Origin of the sequence: Labilibaculum euxinicum (assembly GCF_009795715.1) — a bacterium.
GTDB classification, from domain to species: Bacteria; Bacteroidota; Bacteroidia; order Bacteroidales; family Marinifilaceae; genus Labilibaculum; species Labilibaculum euxinus.
Genome location: NZ_WTCR01000004.1, coordinates 390,289 through 409,143 on the forward strand (window position 1 = coordinate 390,289; position 18,855 = coordinate 409,143).

The window sequence follows — 18,855 nt, forward strand, 5'->3', positions numbered from 1 at the left end:
ATGTTCGACGACTTAAAACCAGATATAGATTATACGATGAGTCCCGACGGATATAGAATACTTTCGAAAAAGTATTTGACGGAAAGAGGATATTGCTGTGGAAACGGATGCAAAAACTGCCCCTATTTCCCAAAACACAACAAAGGAAACAGAATATTAAAAGAGTAAGGAATTATGAATAAACTTCGAATTGTATACATGGGGACACCCGAATTTGCCGTTGCTCCTCTTGAAGCCTTACTAAATGCAGGATGCAATGTTGTCGGTGTAATTACAAACCCTGACAAACCTGCCGGCAGAGGCCAACAAATTCAGGAAGCTGCAGTGAAAAAATTCGCAGTAGAAAAAGGACTAAAAATTCTTCAGCCCGAAAAATTTCGAAATGAAGAATTTCTGGAAGAATTAAAAGCATTAAAAGCTGACCTTCAAGTAGTAGTTGCATTTAAAATGCTTCCTGAAATGGTATGGAACATGCCAAAATACGGAACGTTAAACCTTCACGCATCACTTCTTCCTCAGTACAGAGGCGCTGCGCCGATCAATTGGGCTATTATTAACGGAGACAAAGAAACAGGTGTTTCAACCTTCCTGCTTCAGCATAAAATTGATACTGGCAATATCCTGTTTCAGGAAAAAATTCCGATTGGAGATAATGATAACGTAGAAGTTATTCATGATAAATTAATGACTGTTGGTTCTGAACTGGTTGTTAAAACTGTTCATGCCATAGAAGCAGGAGAATATCCTCAGATTCCTCAGGAAAATTTATCTGATGAAGTAATTGCATTAAAATCGGCACCAAAAATTTTCAAAGAAGATTGTAAAATTGATTGGACTAAAGATTTGGACTCAATTCATAACCTGATTCGCGGATTAAGCCCTTATCCGGCATCATGGACCGAGTTAATTCCTAATGAAACAGGAAAAGCAATTGGACTTAAAGTTTTCACAACAGAAAAAGAAAAAACAAATCACAGTGAAGAAATCGGCCGTATCGTTACCGATGGCAAATCCTATTTAAAGGTAGCAGTAAACGGAGGTTTTATTTCCATTAAAATGTTGCAGCAGGCAGGTAAAAAACGAATGAAAACTGAGGATTTCCTCCGGGGATTTCAACAAATAAAGAACTATCATTTATAAAATACAAGGAAGCTTTTTCAGCTTCCTTTTTTTACGCTCACCAAATAAAAAAGCAGACTCTCCAATTATTCTTTTATTTTCGAAAACATTTTCGTAAATTCTCTATAGCTCTAATTTGGTTTTCAACAAGTTAAATTCCCGATTAGATTATATTCACACAGCTGCCGGAATAATATTCTCATCCTCTCACCTCTTCCCCATAGAGACTATATTCTTTTGCGCTTCATCATGTGCCAATTCTACATTTTGATATGCTATAATATCTTACCTAGATAAACTTATAATTTATGATAACGCGCATTTTTGATTTACTGGAAAATTACAGAAAAAACTTTCCGGACAAAAGAGATGCCTTTGCTAAAAAAGAAAAAGACGGATGGATACCGTTTTCAACTGAGCAATACCTTACTTATTCGGATTATATAAGCTATGCTCTGCTGGAAAATGGCATTGAAAAGAATGATTGCGTTATTACAATAACCAACAACAGACCTGAATGGAATTTTGTTGATATGGGGCTGGCACAAATTGGTGCTGTGCATGTTCCCTTATATCCAACAATAAATACCAAAAGTTACGATTACATTATTCTGCAATGCCAGCCAGTTGCCATTTTTGTAGCTAATCATGTTTTATATGAAAAGATTGCACCTCTGCTAAACAATCATCCATCAGTAAAGTTTGTGTATTCATTTGAAAAAATAAAATCAGTTGCTCACTGGAGCCGCTTATTGGAAATTGGCGAAAAGGCTGAAAACAAAATGCAAAAAGAGCTGTTGGCGATAAAAGATAGTATTCAGCCTGATGATTTAGTAACCATTATTTATACATCCGGAACTACAGGAAATCCTAAAGGTGTTATGCTTTCTCACAGCAATTTTATAAGTAATGTTTTGGCGTCTGCTGCCAGTTTAAATTTAGATTCATCTCACAAAACTTTGAGTTTTCTGCCAATTAACCATGTCTACGAACGAATGGTAAATTACCAGTATCAATACAAAGGAATTAGTATTTACTACGCCGAAAGCATGGATACCATTGGTGACAATTTACGCGAACTAAAGCCTCATGGTTTTGCTACTGTTCCTCGTTTGCTCGAAAAAGTATATGATAAAATCATGGCAAAGGGGAAAAGTCAGCCTTTTTTAAAGAAAGCAATTTTCTTATGGGCTGTTAACCTCGGCCAAAAATATGAGTTGAATCGGGCAAATGGCTGGTGGTATGAATTCAAATTGAAAATTGCGCGTAAACTGGTTTTTAGCAAATGGCAGGAAGCCTTAGGCGGAAATATCAAATTCATGTGCTCTGGAGGTGCCCCTTTGCAAATTCGTTTAGAGCGGCTTTTTTGGGCTGCAGGAATTCCTGTTCAAGAGGGATATGGACTGACGGAAACATCACCAATTATCTCGGCAAATCAGAATTCTTATCCTAACGTGAGGTTTGGTACTGTGGGACCGGTATTAAAAGGTGTAGAAGTTAAAATTGCGGAGGATGGTGAAATTTTGGTCCGCGGACCGAACGTAATGCTTGGCTACTATAAAAATCCTGAACTAACAAAGGAAGTTCTGGAAGAAGATGGTTGGTTTCATACGGGAGATATTGGTTGTTGGGAGGATGAACGTTTTTTAAAAATTACTGATCGAAAAAAAGAAATGTTTAAAACATCCGGAGGAATATATATTGCTCCGCAGGAAATTGAAAACAGACTTAAAGAATCTCCATTTATTGATCAAAGTATTGTTTGTGGTGAATTTAAAAGATTCCCTTCCGTGATCATTTCACCTGACTTTGTATTTCTAAAAGAATATTGCAGACGTAAGAAAATACCATTTGAGAGTGCTGATCAGATCATTTACAACCAGAAAATTCAAGTTCGTATCTGGAAAGAAATTCAAAAAATGAATGTTAATCTGGATCGTCCGAAAAAAATTAAAAGTTTCAGATTGGTTCCTCATGTTTGGACTCCTGAAACAGGAGAACTCTCGCCTACTCTAAAGCTAAAGCGTACCGTTTTAAAAATTAAATATCAATTGATAATTGAAGAAATTTATTCCTAACACACACTTAAAACACTATATATGCATCGTAAAATAAGGAAAGTTGCCGTTTTGGGAGCCGGTGTTATGGGTGCCCAAATCGCCTGTCATTTTGCAAATATTGGTCTGGAAGTTCTTTTGTTGGATATGCCTCCAAAGGAATTAAATGCTGAAGAAGAAAAAGCAGGTTACTCTCTTGAACATCCTAAAGTAAGGAATCGAATTGTAAACCAAATGCTTGGGAAAACCTTAAAAATGAACCCAGCCCCTTTGTATTTAAAGAGTTTTGCAAAACGGATTTTAACCGGAAATTTTGAAAACGATCTTCATAGAATTCAAGATTGTGATTGGGTGATAGAGGTCATCATCGAAAATTTAGGAATCAAGCAAAAATTATATACCCGCATTGAGGAATTTAGAAAAGCAGGCTCCTTAATTACAAGCAATACTTCAGGAATTCCAATTGAAATGTTATTGGAGGGGAGATCGGATGATTTTAAACAATCATTCTGCGGTACGCATTTTTTCAATCCTCCAAGATATCTCAAACTTCTGGAGATCATTCCTTCAACACACACATCACAGGAAGTAATCGGTTTCCTTACCGAATTTGGAGAAAAGCATCTGGGAAAAACAGTAGTGATTTGTAAAGATACACCTGCCTTTATTGCCAACAGAATCGGCGTGTATTCCATGATGTCGGTATTTCATCTGATGAAAGAATTCGACCTTTCGGTGGAAGAAACAGATAAATTGACCGGCCCTATTATCGGAAGACCAAAATCAGCCACATTCCGCACCTGCGATGTTGTTGGTTTGGATACTTTAGTTCTCGTGGCTCAAAACCTAAAAAAAGCACTTGCTCATGATGAAGCCAAAGATGTTTTTGAGATTCCTGATTTCATTCAAAAATTAATGGAAAACCAATGGTTGGGGGCAAAAACCGGACAAGGGTTTTATAAAAAGATCAAAAATGAAGAGGGAATCAGTGAAATCCTTAGTCTGAACTTATCCAACTTTGAATATCAGAGCAAACAACAAATAAAATTTGCAGAATTTGAGGCCGCCAAGGCCATCCCTCATCTGAACGACAGATTTAAACTGCTGTTAAAAGGAGACGGAAAAGTCAGTCAATTCTACCGCAAATTATTTTTAGGTTTATTCGCCTACGTATCAAATCGAATCCCAGAAATATCGAATGAAATTTACAAGATTGATGAAGCCATATGTACAGGTTTTGCATGGGAAATGGGGCCGTTCGAAATATGGGATGCCCTGGGATTGAAAAAGACCATTCCCATGATGGAAGAACTGGGATATAAACCTGCAGACTGGATTTATAAAATGGCAGAAAAAGATCAGAAATTCTATCAGCTTAAAGCTGGAAACAAACAATACTTTGATGTTGATTCTGAAAATTACATGACCATCCCGGGAACGGAAGAATTAGTCGTACTCAACAATCTTCGCCCTACTCACAGCATATGGAGCAACGAAGGCTGCAGTATTATCGATTTGGGTGATGGCGTTATTAATCTGGAATTCCACACCAAGATGAATACCATTGGCAGTGAAATTATTCAGGGAATTAACAAAGCCATTGAGTTGGCCGAAATGGAATACAAAGCACTGATCATCTCCAACGAAGGGGAAAACTTCTCTGCCGGGGCAAATATCGGTCTGGTATTTATGCTGGCCATCGAACAGGAGTTCGAAGAACTGGACATGGTTGTCAGAACCTTTCAAAATACCATGCTGAAACTGAAATATACATCAGTTCCGGTGATTGCCGCTCCTCATGGAATGACTTTGGGTGGCGGATGCGAAGTTTGCATGCACTCCGATAAGGTAATTGCTCACGCCGAAACCTATATGGGATTAGTAGAATTGGGCGTTGGCGTAATTCCTGCGGGCGGAGGTACCAAAGAATTTGCCTATCGCCTTTCGAAAGAAATGGCTGCAGATGACATTAGAACCAACCGTTTCCGGGATAAATTTTTGACTATCGGACAAGCAAAAGTATCTACATCGGGGTACGAGGCCTTCGAATTAGGATACCTGCGAAAAGATGTAGATGAAGTGATTGTGAGCAGAAAGCACCAGTTGCTTTACGCTAAAAAAGCAGCTCTGCTGATGTGCGAAAAAGGCTACACTCCTCCTCTGCCTGTCAAAGACATTAGAGTATTGGGTGCAGAAGGACTGGCCTTGGTTTATTCGGGAGCCGACGGAATGGAAGTTGGCAATTACATTTCGGAGTACGATAAATATCTCTCCATTGAACTTGGAAAAGTATTGAGTGGTGGAGAACTGAGCGAACCTGCAGAAGTTTCGGAGAATTACATGCTGAATTTAGAACGGCTTGCTTTTGTGAAACTATGTCAGCAAAAGAAAACCCTGGAGCGAATGCAAAGTCTGTTGCAAAAAGGCAAAATTCTTCGAAACTAAGTACCCGGTACTCACAACAAAAAGCAAAAATATGAACGCATATATAGTAGCCGCCTACCGAAGCCCTGTAGGCAAAGCAAAAAAAGGAAATCTCAGATTTATTCGTCCGGATGATATGGCAGCCCAGGTAGTTCAGCACATCATGAAAGAGGTGCCAAATTTGGATGCAGCAATGGTAGATGATGTGATTGTTGGAAATGCAACTCCTGAGGCAGAACAAGGATTAAATGTTGGCCGTATGATTGCCCTATTGGGATTGGACAATGTGCAGGTGCCCGGAATGACTGTGAACCGGTATTGCTCATCGGGCTTGGAGAGCATTGCCATTGCTGCTTCGAAAATTGAGGCCGGTCTGGCTGATTGTATCTTTGCCGGTGGTGTTGAAATGATGTCCTTAATGCCGATGGGCGGATGGCGCTTGGTGCCCAATCTTGGAATTGCAAAATCTCATCCAGATTGGTACTGGAACATGGGAATTACAGCTGAAGCTCTTCAGGTGAAATACAACATATCCCGAAAAGAGCAGGATAAATTTGCATTTCACTCTCACCGAAAAGCGCTGGAAGCACAGGCTCATAATCGTTTTTCGGACGAAATTGTTCCCATTCACGTGCTGGAGACTTTTGTAAATGGACAGGACAAAGCACAAACCAAAGAACACATTATTAATGTGGACGAAGGACCTAGATTGGGAACAACAGAAGAGTCTTTAAGTAAATTAAGACCTGTTTTTGCTCAGGGGGGAAGTGTTACCGCAGGCAACTCATCGCAGACCTCGGATGGTGCAGCATTTGTTTTGGTGGTATCCGAAAAAATGCTGAAACAGCTGAATGTGGAACCAATAGCCCGCTTTGTTTCCTATTCTGTTGCCGGAGTGGAACCAAAACACATGGGGATTGGTCCGGTAGAAGCCATTCCAAAGGTCTTAAAGCGCTCAGGTTTATCAATGAATCAAATAGAACAGATTGAACTGAACGAAGCTTTCGCAGTACAGGCACTTGCCGTGATAAAAGAATTGAGCCTGAATCCTGAAATCATCAATGTAAATGGTGGTGCCATTGCTCTTGGCCATCCCCTTGGCTGCACAGGCACAAAATTATCCGTGCAGCTGCTTCACGAAATGAAAAAGCGCAGGCAAAAATACGGAATGGTTACCATGTGTATTGGTTCGGGACAAGGAGCTGCGGGAATTTTTGAGATGATGTAAAACTACCCCCAACCCCCTAAAAGGGGCTAGTTCTTCTTCAAAGATAATTGACATTGTTTTTTCAAAGTCCCCTTTAGGGGATTTAGGGGTGAAAAAAATAACTCTAAACTCATTAAAGATGGAAAAGATAAAAACAGTAAAAGGCGGACAATTCTTAGTGAAAGAAACCAGTCCTCAGGATATTTTTATTCCTGAAGAAATTTCGGAAGAGCAAAAAATGATCATGGAAACTTGTCATGATTTTCAAGAAAAAGAAATTCTTCCTCTATTGGATGAAATCGACAGTCAGAAAGAAGGATTAATGACCTCCCTCATGGATAAAGCAGGTGAGTTAGGCCTTTTAGGCATTGCCGTTCCGGAAGAATACGGTGGTTTCGGTCAGGATCTGAATACCTCGATGCTTAGTACCGAAATTATGGGAACCTACAGCTCTTTTGCTGTTGCCTACGCCGCACATGTGGGTATTGGCACCCTTCCAATTTTGTATTACGGAACCAAAGAACAAAAAGAAAGGTATTTACCACTGCTGGCAAGCGGTGAAGCCAAAGGAGCCTATTGTTTAACTGAACCCGGAGCGGGTTCGGATGCCAATTCAGGAAAAAGTAAAGCCATACTTTCGGCTGACGGATCTCACTATGTTTTAAACGGGCAAAAAATGTGGATCACCAATGCCGGCTTTGCTGACATCTACACCGTTTTTGCCAAAATCGATGATGATAAAAACCTTAGTGCGTTTATTGTTGAGAAAACGTTTAACGGTATCAAGCTCGGGCTGGAAGAAAAAAAGATGGGGATTAAAGGCTCATCGACCTGCATGATGTTTTTTGAAGATTGTAAAGTTCCGGCAGAAAATCTGCTTGGCGAACGTGGCGAAGGTTTTAAAATCGCCTTAAATATTCTGAACAACGGCAGAATAAAATTGGCTGCCGCCGTTTTAGGTGCAGGCAAAAAAATAATTACCCATTCAATTACCTATGCCAATGAGCGCATACAATTCGGACAGGCCATTGCTAATTTTGGTGCCATACAATACAAAATTGCAGAACAGGCAATCCGAACTTATACGGTTGAATCGGCCATTTACCGCTGCAGCAACGACATACAAAATGCAATGCTTCATTTACTTGAAGAAGGAATACCGAAAGAAAAAGCTGTTATTCAGGCTCAAAAAGAATTTGCTGCCGAAGCTGCCATTCTAAAAGTGGCAGCATCCGAAGCTTTGGACTATGTAACCGATGAAGGTGTTCAGATTTATGGCGGAATGGGCTACTCTTCCGAAGCACCAATGGAGCGCGCTTACCGAGATTCGCGTATCAATCGGATTTTTGAAGGAACCAATGAGATCAACCGAATGCTGATTGTTGACTTTTTATTGCGCAAAGCATTCAAAAATGAATTGCCTCTTTTATCGGCAGCCCAAAACGTTGTGAAAGAATTAATGGCAATTCCTGAATTTGGCGAAGAAGATACATCTCTGTTGGCCAGAGAAAGCAAATTAATAGTCGGTTTTAAGAAAAGTGCCCTGTTAATTGCAGGAGCTGCGGTGCAAAAATTCATGCAAAAACTAAGCAGTGAACAGGAAATACTAATGAATATTTCTGATATCATTACCGATTGCTATCAGGCAGAATCACTTTTATTGCGCGTGAAAAAGCTGATTGAGTTAAAAGGCGAAGAAGCATGTACAGAACAAGTAGCCATGTGTGAGGTCTTTTTTTATGATGCAGCCGATCGCATTCATAAAAATGCCAAAGATGCAGCAAATTCGATAACTCAGGGCGATGAATTAAGAATGATGCTTTTGGGTTTGAAGCGATTCACAAAACACTCCGGACTCAACAGCAAAGAAAAGCGCCGGTTAATCGCGGGTAAATTGATTGAAGAAAACAAATATTGTTTCTGATAACAGTAGATCGTTAGATGTTAGGAATGAGATATTGGATGGATTTGCAATATGCCTCTTCTTAACCTTTACACCGAAATATCCATTGGGAAAAACACTCTTTTAAATGTAGAGGAACTTTTTAGTACTGGGAAAGCACTTTTAAGCATAGGGAATTCACTTTTAAGTACCGGGAATTTTAATACCGGGACTTGCTTTTTGACAGAAGGGTAAACCTTATAGTCCCAAACTAAATTCGTCACCTGAAACAGACGAGTTTTAATCCTCTCAAATAATATTAGCATATTAAAAAAACCTCCGCCAGCAAATCATCTTGCCCCCGGAGGTTTTACTTTGACTATGATAGATAAAGAAGTTTACTCTTTTACTTTTTTGCTCATAATTAAATAATACAACAAGAAACCAATTGATATCGAAACAAAAAAGATTCCGTAAGGCATTGCGCTATCATATTGCTTAAACATTGGATTTGAAGCCGCCAACAATTCCATAACAATGAATCCAAGTCCGCCAAAAAATGCAACCAGGCCCCATTTTAAAGCTGGATACAAATCATATTTTACTTGTTTTTTTACTTCTATTTCAGCATCTTGCTCCAAAATACCTGCTCTCTCGAAGTGTCCTGTTTTAATAATTTTACGCTTTAAAAAGTGTGCCGATAAAATTTTCACAAAGGTGATGATACTAAAGAACACCACTGCCGCCATTAACAATTCTCCTAAATTCATATTTAAAATTTTTAAGTTTCTGAATGTGTTTGCTCTATTAGACCATGGTGCTTAAAAGAATGTTGCAAAAAGTTTTTGTTTTTTACACCTCATTCCCCAGGACTTGTCCGAAAAATAAATCTTCACTCAAAAACTACCTATTGAGTGTATTTATTATTTATAAATGCTAACGGGAACCCGAAGCAAAACCCACATCATTACCAACCTCAACGCAGAAGAAAATAAAAGACCTAATTTAAATTACAGAAATAAGAAAGATTAAAGGTGTGACTTTTACTATTAATTTATTTTTATCTTGCTAATCAAGATTTTATTAACCTTTCAACAGCCAAAAATGAAAGTATTATTTATAGGAGGTTCAGGAAACATAAGTACTTCATCCACCCAATTAGCCATTGAAAAAGGAATTGAAATTTATCACCTGAACAGAGGGAATACAATCCGGAAAATATCAGGCGCTAGAGTTCTGGTAGGTGATATTAATAAAATTAATGAGGTAACCGACCTGAAAAAACACAACTGGGATACTGTTGTAAACTGGATTGCCTTTACACCAGATGATATTGAACGTGATATTGCCTTTTTTAAAGGAAAAACCAAACAATACATTTTTATAAGTTCTGCTTCGTGCTATCAAACACCTCTAAGTTACCCTGTAATTACTGAATCGACTCCTTTAAGTAATAATTTATGGGATTACGCTAATAACAAAATTAAATGTGAAGAGCGATTAATGAAAGCTTATCAGGAAGAAAATTTCCCTGTTACAATTGTGCGCCCTTCATTAACATATGATACTGTGATTCCTATTGCCATTGGGGGATTTAAAGAATATACAACTGCTGACCGAATTTTAAAAGGAAAAAGTATTATTATTCACGGCGACGGAACTTCATTATGGACTGTAACCCATTCTGATGATTTTGCAAAAGGATTGGTTGGCTTATTGGGTTTAACACAAGCCATAGGACATGCTTTTCATATTACTTCCGACGAAATTTTAAGTTGGAACATGATTTATAAAATTTTAGCTGACAGTTTAGGTTGTGAAGCAAAGGTGGTGCATATTGCTTCTGATTTTATTTGTAAAACAGAACCTTCTTTTACAGGAACGCTGCTTGCCGATAAAAGTGAAAGTGTCATTTTTGATAATACAAAGATCAAAACTTTTGTGCCGGAATTTAAGGCTGCAATCTCATTTTCCAATGGAATAAAAAGAACCTTAAAATGGCTGAATCAAAATCCGGATATGAAATTTATTAATCCTGAAACCAATGCCAAGATTGATAATATTTTAAATGCCTATAAGGCCTTATAATCCTTTTTCTAAAAGAGAAGGATAGGATGAGGAAATCAACTGTCCCGAATTTGCAATCTGGGATTTAGGATTTAAAATTCGTCAAAAAGACCTCATCCCCCGGCCTCTTCTCCTAAAGGTGAAGGGGAGTCTCACTCCAAATAAAGATTGGATCAACAAAATCTTCTTATTCTCACCAATAAAATTAAAGATGTGTTCTCTTCTCCTTCAGGAGAAGGATAGGATAGGTAGATCAACAGATCAGTACCGGAATTGTTTTATATTTATTACTAATTGCTTTCGTGTGTGGGGTGCGTTAGGGGTAGAAGCGCATACCCCGCAGTGAGGTACGAACGAGGAGTAATAGCGGATGACCCGACCCGAAGGGGAACGCCAAAAGAATGTGAAATTTAATTGCGATATCGTGCAACAAATAAATGAGAGTGCTTGTCTACTCCATCAAAGATGAACGAAACCGAGCTGATACAACAAATATGTAATGGCAATCCTCAAGCTTTCCGATACTTGGTGAAGCAGTACGAGCGATTGGTGTTTCATGTAGCCGGAAGATTGTTGAATCAGCAGGAAGATTTGGAGGATGTAGCACAGGAAGTTTTTATAAAAGTGCATCAAAAACTGCCTGAATTTAGAGGTGATTCGAAACTTTCGACCTGGATTGCAACCATCGCTTACCGGGTATCGGTGAATCATTTAAAAAAGCGAAAGCCCGATGTAGATATTGGAGAATCGCAATACGAATTGTTTCAACACAGCAGAGTTTCAGATGAAAATCCGGAGCAATTGACGCAGAAAAAAGAGTTAAAGGAGATGGTTCGGCAAATGGTTGACAGACTGCCGGCTCAATACAAAACGGTTTTGAGTTTGTATCATTTGGAGGAATATGGATACAATGAGATTGTTGAAATTACAGGGTTACCGGAAGGTACGGTGAAGAACTATATTTTTAGAGCCCGGAAAATGCTGAAAGAAATGTTGGTGAAAAGCGAATTGAAAAGAGATTCAAGATATGATAGGAAAGAACTTTGAGATTTTAATACAGATATGAATATGAATTTCGAAAATGCTGAAGAAAACTGGAATTTTGATGAATTAAAACTGATTGATGAACTGCTTACCGAGAGTCTTGAGCAGGATTTTTCGGTTTCGATTCCTCAGGATTTTGCCGATTTAGTGACCGAAAAGGTGGAAAAACAAAAATCGGTTAAAGAGGCATTGCTGCGTATGTTAATGATGACTTTAGGATATCTTGGCATTCCCGGAATCGCTTTTGGCCTGCTTTACTATTTAAAATCAGCGAAAGTGGATGTCATTCTCGAACTGGTTTTCACGTACAAATATCCTCTTCTGTTTGGTGTGCTTTGTATTCTTTCGATTCAGGTAGCCGATGTACTGCTGCTGAGCCGCACAAAGGATCAATTGGAAGAATAAAACCATCCCACAACCCCTTTTTCTAAATGTGAAGGGGAGCAGCATTCCAAATAAATACTGGATCAACAAAATCTTGTTTATACTCACAATTAAAATCGAAGATGCGTTCTCTTCTACTTCAAGAGAAGGATAGGATGAGCTAATAGATGAAATTTGAAAATCCAAGTTTGCAATCTAAGCTTTGAGAATTTCAAACTTAAAATAGTTCAAAATAAAATGGGGCAATCTGCTATTGGATTGCCCTATTTTTAATTTATTTATTTTTTTCTGAAGTTTCCGTTTTGTTTTCTTCCACTTCTTCTTTAAACGGTGCATCTGTTCCTATAAGCTGCCCCCCTTTGTAATCATCAGGATTTAAATAAATACCTGTTCTAATTACAGTTGACAGATAATTATAATTATAACTCAACACCACCATTTCATTGTTCTTCAAATCCAGCACTGTTTGCATTAAATAATCCTGAGTTCCCGATTGCGAAATAAAAACAGCATGCTTGGGCACGTTTACATTAGGTGGTGGCGTAACAGTAGTTTGAGTTATTGCACAACTACCGGCAAAAATTGCTAAAAGAACAATAAAAAAAAGCTGTCTCATTTGTTTTCGATTTAGTTATAAAATTAAAAATGCAAAATACTGATGCAAATATCCACGATTTCCCTTAGGTGATTGATACTCCATTATCTTTCTTTCTAATTTTAAATTTATGTAAAACATAAGAAAAAACCTAATCAATGAAAAATCCGATTCTTTCGAACCGGATTTAATTGTACCAATTTAATATCAACAGCCTGCTTAAAATATCAGCTTGTCATGCTCTGACTATATACAAGCCGTTCTTGTCAGGCTATGACTTGATTCTATAAGCACTATTTTATAAGATCAATTTTGATCTTAATTTGGTATTGCCTATCTCTTTTTATTTCTTAACCAGATTCTTTCTCCAGTATCGGGCTTGTAATTCTTATCTACTCCATTAAATCTTCGGATTCTCTTCAACCGAACTCCGTATTCCTGCGCAATACTATACAAGCTTTCCCCTTCTTTCACCCTGTGGAAATTATAACCTCTGGCTGCTCTTCCGCGCTTGTTGTGCAAATACAAACGTTGATTGAGCTGTAGAATATGATTTCTGGGAAGATCATTATACTTCAGAAGTTTCTTTCGGCTTACCCCTAAATTTTTCTCAATACTATAGAATGTATCGCCTTTTTTGGTGATTATATAATGTACTCCATTCGCAATTTCCAAGCGTGCTCCAAACGGATCAATTTCCAAATAGGAATCAATATCTGCCAGATCGGTTCCTGTAGGTTTTTCAATAATCAGATCTTCCCCTTTCCCTTTTTGATCAAGCTGATGCAAATTCTCCTCATCAATAATTTTTATCAATCGATGAGCATATTGAGGATCGGTAGCGTATCCTGCTTTTTTTAAGCCATGAGCCCAACGTTTGTAATCATTGGAACCATATTTAAACAGAAATGCATAACGCGAGCGGGTGGTTAAAAACTGAGAATGATCTTTATAAGAATCATAGGCATGATCATACTTTCTAAAACACTCATTTCTGCGGTCATCGTCCATTTTCATACTCGGACCGGTCCAGTCGTGACACTTAATTCCGAAATGATTATTGCCTTTTTTTGCCAGTATTGAGTTGCCGTTTCCGGATTCAAGTAAACCCTGAGCCAAAGTAATACTAGCCGGAATTCCTGTTCGCAGCATTTCGCGAACAGCTAAATCCTTATATTTTTCGATGTATTGTTTTCGGGTTAAGTCTTTTGCAAATACAGATGTACCAAGAACAAAACTCAGTACGATATATAGGAAAACTCTCTTCATTCGCTTTAGGTTTTTTGAATCGTGTGTGAAAAATGGGAAATCAATCTATTTATGTATATATTAGTCGCGATTTCCAAAACAACCATAAAAATATAACAATCCTGTTATCCTCCGTTACTTTAAACAATTAATTTAATTAACAATCTGTTTCTGATGTATGGAAACGCCTATTCTTGCTTGTTTATTATAATTATTGAAAAAATGTTTAAATTTCAGAAAGTATTGATTTAATTGCCGTTTGATAATGGATACAAGCTTCCATTTCTTTAAGCGGAAATACCAACAATTCGTAAAAACAATCTGAGCAAACAGAATAACAAATGAAGAAAACCCAAATAATTACAACTGTATTCGAATACGATTCGGTAGATGAATTACCTCTGGAAGAACAAGAATTGGTTAAAAATGCCAAAGAAGCAGCTCTCCGCTCCTATTCACCCTATTCAAAATTTAGTGTTGGAGCAGCCATTCTTCTCGAAAATGATGAAATCATTCAAGGAAATAATCAGGAGAATTCAGCTTATCCTTCCGGCCTGTGTGCCGAGCGTGTTGCCATGTTCTATGCCAATTCAAAATTTCCCGATTCAGCCGTTAAAGCAATTGCAGTTACTGCACGCACCAATGGCTCATTTTCAGGAAATCCGATTCCTCCATGTGGCTCTTGCCGACAGGTATTATTGGAAACAGAAGAAAGATTCAATCAGCCTATCAAATTGATTTTGTATGGTGAGAAAAAGATCAGAATTGTTGAAACCGTAAAAGAAATGCTTCCCTTGTATTTTGAAAAAGAAATGCTGGATGAATAATAAAAAATGGCTAAATCATCTGCACTTGCTGACGATTTAGCCATTTATTTTTTTTTCAACTGGTCTTTTGCTTATAGCTGATTCGCCAGATCTTTCCAAAGATTATCATTCTTGGGAACAGGAGCAACAATTCGAATCGGCTCTTGTTTTACAGGATGAATAAATGATATTTCCCTGGCGTGCAAACCAATTCCACCACCGGTTTTAGACCGTGGAGCTCCGTACTTTAAATCACCGCGGATTGGAATACCAATTTTAGCCAGCTGCGCACGAATCTGATGATGACGACCGGTGTGCAATTTAACTTCGAGCATAAAATATTTCTGAGAACGAGTCAGTAACTTATATTCTAAAGTTGCTTCCTTAGCTCCGTGTTTCAATTTATCGAAAACATTGGTTTTGTTCTTCTCCTCGTTTTTCAACAAGTAATGAGTTAATGTTTCTTCCTCGAGTCTTGGACAGTTTTGAACAATTGCCCAATATATTTTACTGATTTCCTTATCCTTTTGCTGAAACATCAGACTTAAACGGGTTAAAGCCTTGCTGGTTTTGGCAAACACAATAACACCACTAACGGGTCTGTCGATACGATGTGGTACACCTAAAAAAACATCTCCGGGCTTGTTGTATTTCTCCTTTATATAGGCTTTTACCTTTTCGCTTAAAGGTTCGTCGCCCGATTTATCACCCTGCACAATATCACCACACTTTTTATTTACAGCAATTATATGATTGTCTTCGAATAATATATCCAATTGTTCTTTCGCCATTGGTACTCCTTATTTATTTAATTTTCAAATGAAAGCGCGCAAAGATAAGAAAAAAGACTTGATACTTATCATCGGATCTGATACTTGATGCCTTAGACTTTATTCCCGTTCCTTCTGCTTTTAGTACTGCTCTCTCTCATTCGGGAAATCCCTTGATTTTACATCACCAATATAAGTCTCTACAGCTCCTTGTATTTCAGCAAATAAGTTGTGATATCTTCGTAAGAAACGCGGAGAAAACTCCTGAGTAATTCCCAACATATCATGAATCACCAAAACCTGACCATCAACACCGCCACCGGCACCAATTCCAATTATTGGAATTGCAACACTCTGAGCGACCTTAGCTGCTAAGGTGGCGGGAATTTTTTCTAAAACAATGGCAAAACATCCTGCTTCCTCCAACAGTTTAGCATCTTCAACCAATTTTTCGGCTTCTTCGTCCTCTTTGGCGCGAACCGCATAGGTTCCAAATTTATGAATAGACTGCGGGGTTAAGCCCAAATGCCCCATTACCGGAATTCCTGCAGAAAGAATCCGGTTCACCGATTCCAAAACTTCGCGGCCACCTTCCAGCTTCACTGCATCGGCACTGGCCTCTTTCATAATTCGGATGGATGAGTTCAAAGCTTCCTTCGAATTTCCCTGATAAGTTCCAAACGGCAGATCGACAACAACCAATGCTCTTTGCACAGCTTTTACAACCGATGCACCATGATAAATCATCTGATCCAAGGTAATTGGCAAAGTAGTTTCGTGTCCGGCCATTACATTTGAAGCCGAATCGCCAACCAGAATTACATCTACACCTGCTCTGTCAACAATTAGTGCCATGGAATAATCATACGAAGTAAGCATGGAGATCTTCTCGCCCTTTAACTTCATTTCAGAAAGTACATGTGTAGTTACTCTCTTTGCGGATTCTTTATGGATTGACATTTTTAAATTTTTTGATATTAGTTTGGTTAATCAAATCTAACCAACAATAATGAATATTGAATTGCAAAGTTATAAAATAAGGCAAAAGCTACAAGATAAAAGAAGAAAGGCAAAAGCGTAAAAATTATTTCCGGACAGCCCTCAATTCGTCATTAATAATTCTTAATGCATAATCAGACTGTTCTGTCTTTTTGGCAGAAAACATGTCAGACGAATGAGTAAAATTTCGGCTGCCGATGCCAGAATAACATTTCTTTTGGCAAAATAACTAATGGCACAGGCTTTGATAAATTGATATCGGATGAAACAAACATCCCAAACAAGTAATAGAATTAAAACATTAAATAAATACTAAAAATGGGTAAAATAATTGGAATTGACTTAGGAACAACCAACTCTTGTGTTTCTGTAATGGAGGGTAACGAGCCTGTTGTTATTCCTAATAGCGAAGGTAAAAGAACAACACCATCTATTGTTGCTTTTATAGAAAACGGTGAAAGAAAAGTTGGAGATCCTGCAAAACGTCAGGCTATTACAAATCCAACAAAAACAATTTCTTCTATCAAGAGATTCATGGGAGAAAGTTACGATAAAGTGACTAAAGAAATTAGTCGCGTTCCTTATAAAGTAATCAAAGGTGATAACAACACTCCACGTGTTGAAATTGATGACCGTAAATATTCTGCACAGGAAATTTCAGCAATGGTTCTTCAAAAAATGAAGAAAACTGCTGAAGACTATTTAGGACAAGAAGTAACCGAGGCAGTAATTACTGTTCCTGCTTATTTCAACGATTCACAACGTCAGGCTACTAAAGAAGCTGGTGAAATTGCCGGTCTTACAGTAAAACGTATTATCAACGAGCCTACTGCCGCTGCATTGGCATATGGTCTTGATAAGAAAGCTCAGGATATGAAAATCGCTGTATTTGACCTTGGTGGTGGTACTTTCGATATCTCTATTCTTGAATTAGGTGACGGTGTATTCGAAGTAAAATCAACTAACGGTGATACTCACCTTGGTGGTGATGATTTCGATCAGGTGATTATTGACTGGTTGGCTGAAAGTTTCCTTGCTGATGAAAGAATTGACCTACGTAAAGATCCAATGGCTCTTCAGCGTTTGAAAGAAGCTGCTGAAAAAGCTAAGGTTGAGCTTTCAAGTTCTACAAGTACTGAAATCAATTTGCCATATATTATGCCGGTTGACGGTATTCCAAAACACCTTGTTAAATCATTATCACGTTCACAATTCGAGCAATTGTCAGATAAATTGATTCAAGCTGTTCTTGCACCATGTAAATTGGCACTTAAAGATGCTGGTATTTCAACATCCGACATTAACGAAGTAATTTTAGTGGGTGGATCTACCCGTATTCCTGCTATTCAGAAACTGGTTGAGGATTACTTTGGAAAAGTTCCTTCAAAAGGTGTTAATCCTGATGAGGTGGTTGCAGTTGGTGCTGCAATTCAAGGTGGTGTTCTTTCCGGTGATGTAACAGATGTACTTCTTTTAGATGTTACTCCTCTTTCATTGGGAATCGAAACAATGGGAAGTGTAATGACAAGATTAATTGAGTCGAATACAACAATTCCTACAAAGAAAACTGAAACTTTTACAACTGCTGCTGACAACCAGCCTTCTGTAGAAATTCATATTCTTCAGGGTGAGCGTCCGATGGCTAACGGCAACAAAACAATTGGCCGTTTCCATTTAGACAGCATTCCACCAGCACCTCGAGGAATTCCTCAAATCGAAGTTACTTTTGATATTGACGCGAATGGTATTCTTCATGTTTCTGCAAAAGACAAAGGAACTGGAAAAGAGCAAAGTATTCGTATCGAAGCTTCATCGGGATTATCTGATGCTGAAATCGAAAGAATGAGACAGGAAGCTAAAGAAAACGAAGCTGCTGATACTGCTGCAAAAGAAAAAGTTGATGCTCTGAATAAAGCTGACAGTATGATTTTCCAGACTGAAAAGCAATTGAAAGAAATCGGCGATAAACTTCCTGCTGACAAAAAGCAACCTATTGAAGATGCTTTGGCTAAATTGAAAACTGCTCACGCAGCTCAGGATGTTGATGCATGTAATGCTGCTGTTGAAGAATTGAACACTGTTTTCCAGGCCGCTTCTCAGGAGATGTACAACGCTCAGGCACAAGATGCTCAGGCTGGTCAGCCACAAGGCGAACCACAAGCTGAAGGTGCAGCCAAAAATGACGAAGTTACTGATGTAGACTTCGAAGAAGTGAAATAATTCAACTTCAGATAAAAGCAAATGGCGGTCAAA

The 18,855-nt window shown here is 38.2% G+C and carries 16 protein-coding genes; 11 read left to right on the forward strand and 5 right to left on the reverse strand.

The window, feature by feature from the left end; genetic code table 11:
• From GQR60_RS07170 to GQR60_RS07195, 6 genes are all read left to right on the forward strand, one after another.
• Positions 1-168 (forward strand): DUF5522 domain-containing protein, encoded by a 168-nt coding sequence (locus GQR60_RS07170; RefSeq protein WP_160463433.1) that lies wholly within the window; start codon positions 1-3, stop codon positions 166-168.
• Between the two features lie 6 nt (positions 169-174).
• On the forward strand, positions 175-1,140 hold the full coding sequence (fmt, locus tag GQR60_RS07175) for a methionyl-tRNA formyltransferase (RefSeq protein ID WP_124992274.1): 966 nt from the start codon (positions 175-177) through the stop codon (positions 1,138-1,140).
• A gap of 287 nt (positions 1,141-1,427) precedes the next feature.
• Positions 1,428-3,197, forward strand: coding sequence for an AMP-dependent synthetase/ligase (locus GQR60_RS07180; protein WP_124992275.1), 1,770 nt, complete (start codon positions 1,428-1,430; stop codon positions 3,195-3,197).
• Positions 3,198-3,218: 21 nt separating this feature from the next.
• Positions 3,219-5,621, forward strand: coding sequence for a 3-hydroxyacyl-CoA dehydrogenase/enoyl-CoA hydratase family protein (locus GQR60_RS07185; RefSeq protein ID WP_124992276.1), 2,403 nt, complete (start codon positions 3,219-3,221; stop codon positions 5,619-5,621).
• Positions 5,622-5,652: 31 nt separating this feature from the next.
• A complete protein-coding gene (locus GQR60_RS07190; protein ID WP_124992277.1) occupies positions 5,653-6,828 on the forward strand; it encodes an acetyl-CoA C-acyltransferase in 1,176 nt (391 codons plus the stop codon).
• A 118-nt stretch (positions 6,829-6,946) separates the two neighbouring features.
• Positions 6,947-8,731 carry an acyl-CoA dehydrogenase family protein gene (locus tag GQR60_RS07195; RefSeq protein ID WP_124992278.1) on the forward strand — a complete coding sequence of 595 codons (1,785 nt, stop codon included), beginning with the start codon at positions 6,947-6,949 and terminating at the stop codon, positions 8,729-8,731.
• A 356-nt stretch (positions 8,732-9,087) separates the two neighbouring features.
• Here the strand turns inward: GQR60_RS07195 and GQR60_RS07200 are convergent, their stop codons facing one another.
• A complete protein-coding gene (locus GQR60_RS07200) occupies positions 9,088-9,459 on the reverse strand; it encodes a hypothetical protein (protein WP_124992279.1) in 372 nt (123 codons plus the stop codon).
• Between the two features lie 334 nt (positions 9,460-9,793).
• Here GQR60_RS07200 and GQR60_RS07205 point away from each other — a divergent pair, with 334 nt between their 5' ends.
• The 3 genes from GQR60_RS07205 (at position 9,794) to GQR60_RS07215 (ending at position 12,205) form a co-directional block, all read left to right on the forward strand.
• Complete coding sequence (locus GQR60_RS07205; protein WP_124992280.1) at positions 9,794-10,777, forward strand: NAD-dependent epimerase/dehydratase family protein; 984 nt, start codon at positions 9,794-9,796, stop codon at positions 10,775-10,777.
• Positions 10,778-11,221: 444 nt separating this feature from the next.
• Positions 11,222-11,803, forward strand: a complete 582-nt coding sequence (locus GQR60_RS07210) for an RNA polymerase sigma factor (RefSeq protein WP_124992281.1) — start codon at positions 11,222-11,224, stop codon at positions 11,801-11,803.
• 21 nt (positions 11,804-11,824) lie between these two features.
• Entirely contained in the window at positions 11,825-12,205 is a 381-nt protein-coding gene (locus GQR60_RS07215) for a hypothetical protein (RefSeq protein ID WP_124992282.1), read from the forward strand.
• A 253-nt stretch (positions 12,206-12,458) separates the two neighbouring features.
• Here GQR60_RS07215 and GQR60_RS07220 read toward each other — a convergent pair whose 3' ends face one another.
• Together GQR60_RS07220 and GQR60_RS07225 are read right to left on the reverse strand one after the other, a co-directional pair.
• Positions 12,459-12,800 carry a hypothetical protein gene (locus GQR60_RS07220; RefSeq protein WP_124992283.1) on the reverse strand — a complete coding sequence of 114 codons (342 nt, stop codon included), beginning with the start codon at positions 12,798-12,800 and terminating at the stop codon, positions 12,459-12,461.
• 312 nt (positions 12,801-13,112) lie between these two features.
• Complete coding sequence (locus GQR60_RS07225; RefSeq protein ID WP_124992284.1) at positions 13,113-14,048, reverse strand: glucosaminidase domain-containing protein; 936 nt, start codon at positions 14,046-14,048, stop codon at positions 13,113-13,115.
• A gap of 320 nt (positions 14,049-14,368) precedes the next feature.
• Between GQR60_RS07225 and cdd the strand changes: the two genes are divergently transcribed.
• Positions 14,369-14,854 (forward strand): cytidine deaminase, encoded by a 486-nt coding sequence (gene cdd, locus GQR60_RS07230; protein WP_124992285.1) that lies wholly within the window; start codon positions 14,369-14,371, stop codon positions 14,852-14,854.
• A 71-nt stretch (positions 14,855-14,925) separates the two neighbouring features.
• On the opposite strand, the gene GQR60_RS07235 is transcribed toward cdd, so the two are convergent.
• A complete protein-coding gene (locus GQR60_RS07235) occupies positions 14,926-15,624 on the reverse strand; it encodes an RluA family pseudouridine synthase (protein ID WP_191991597.1) in 699 nt (232 codons plus the stop codon).
• A 120-nt stretch (positions 15,625-15,744) separates the two neighbouring features.
• Positions 15,745-16,563 (reverse strand): 3-methyl-2-oxobutanoate hydroxymethyltransferase, encoded by an 819-nt coding sequence (panB, locus tag GQR60_RS07240; RefSeq protein ID WP_124992286.1) that lies wholly within the window; start codon positions 16,561-16,563, stop codon positions 15,745-15,747.
• Positions 16,564-16,920: 357 nt separating this feature from the next.
• Here panB and dnaK point away from each other — a divergent pair, with 357 nt between their 5' ends.
• Positions 16,921-18,822, forward strand: a complete 1,902-nt coding sequence (dnaK, locus tag GQR60_RS07245; protein ID WP_124992287.1) for a molecular chaperone DnaK — start codon at positions 16,921-16,923, stop codon at positions 18,820-18,822.
• Positions 18,823-18,855: the final 33 nt, after the last annotated feature.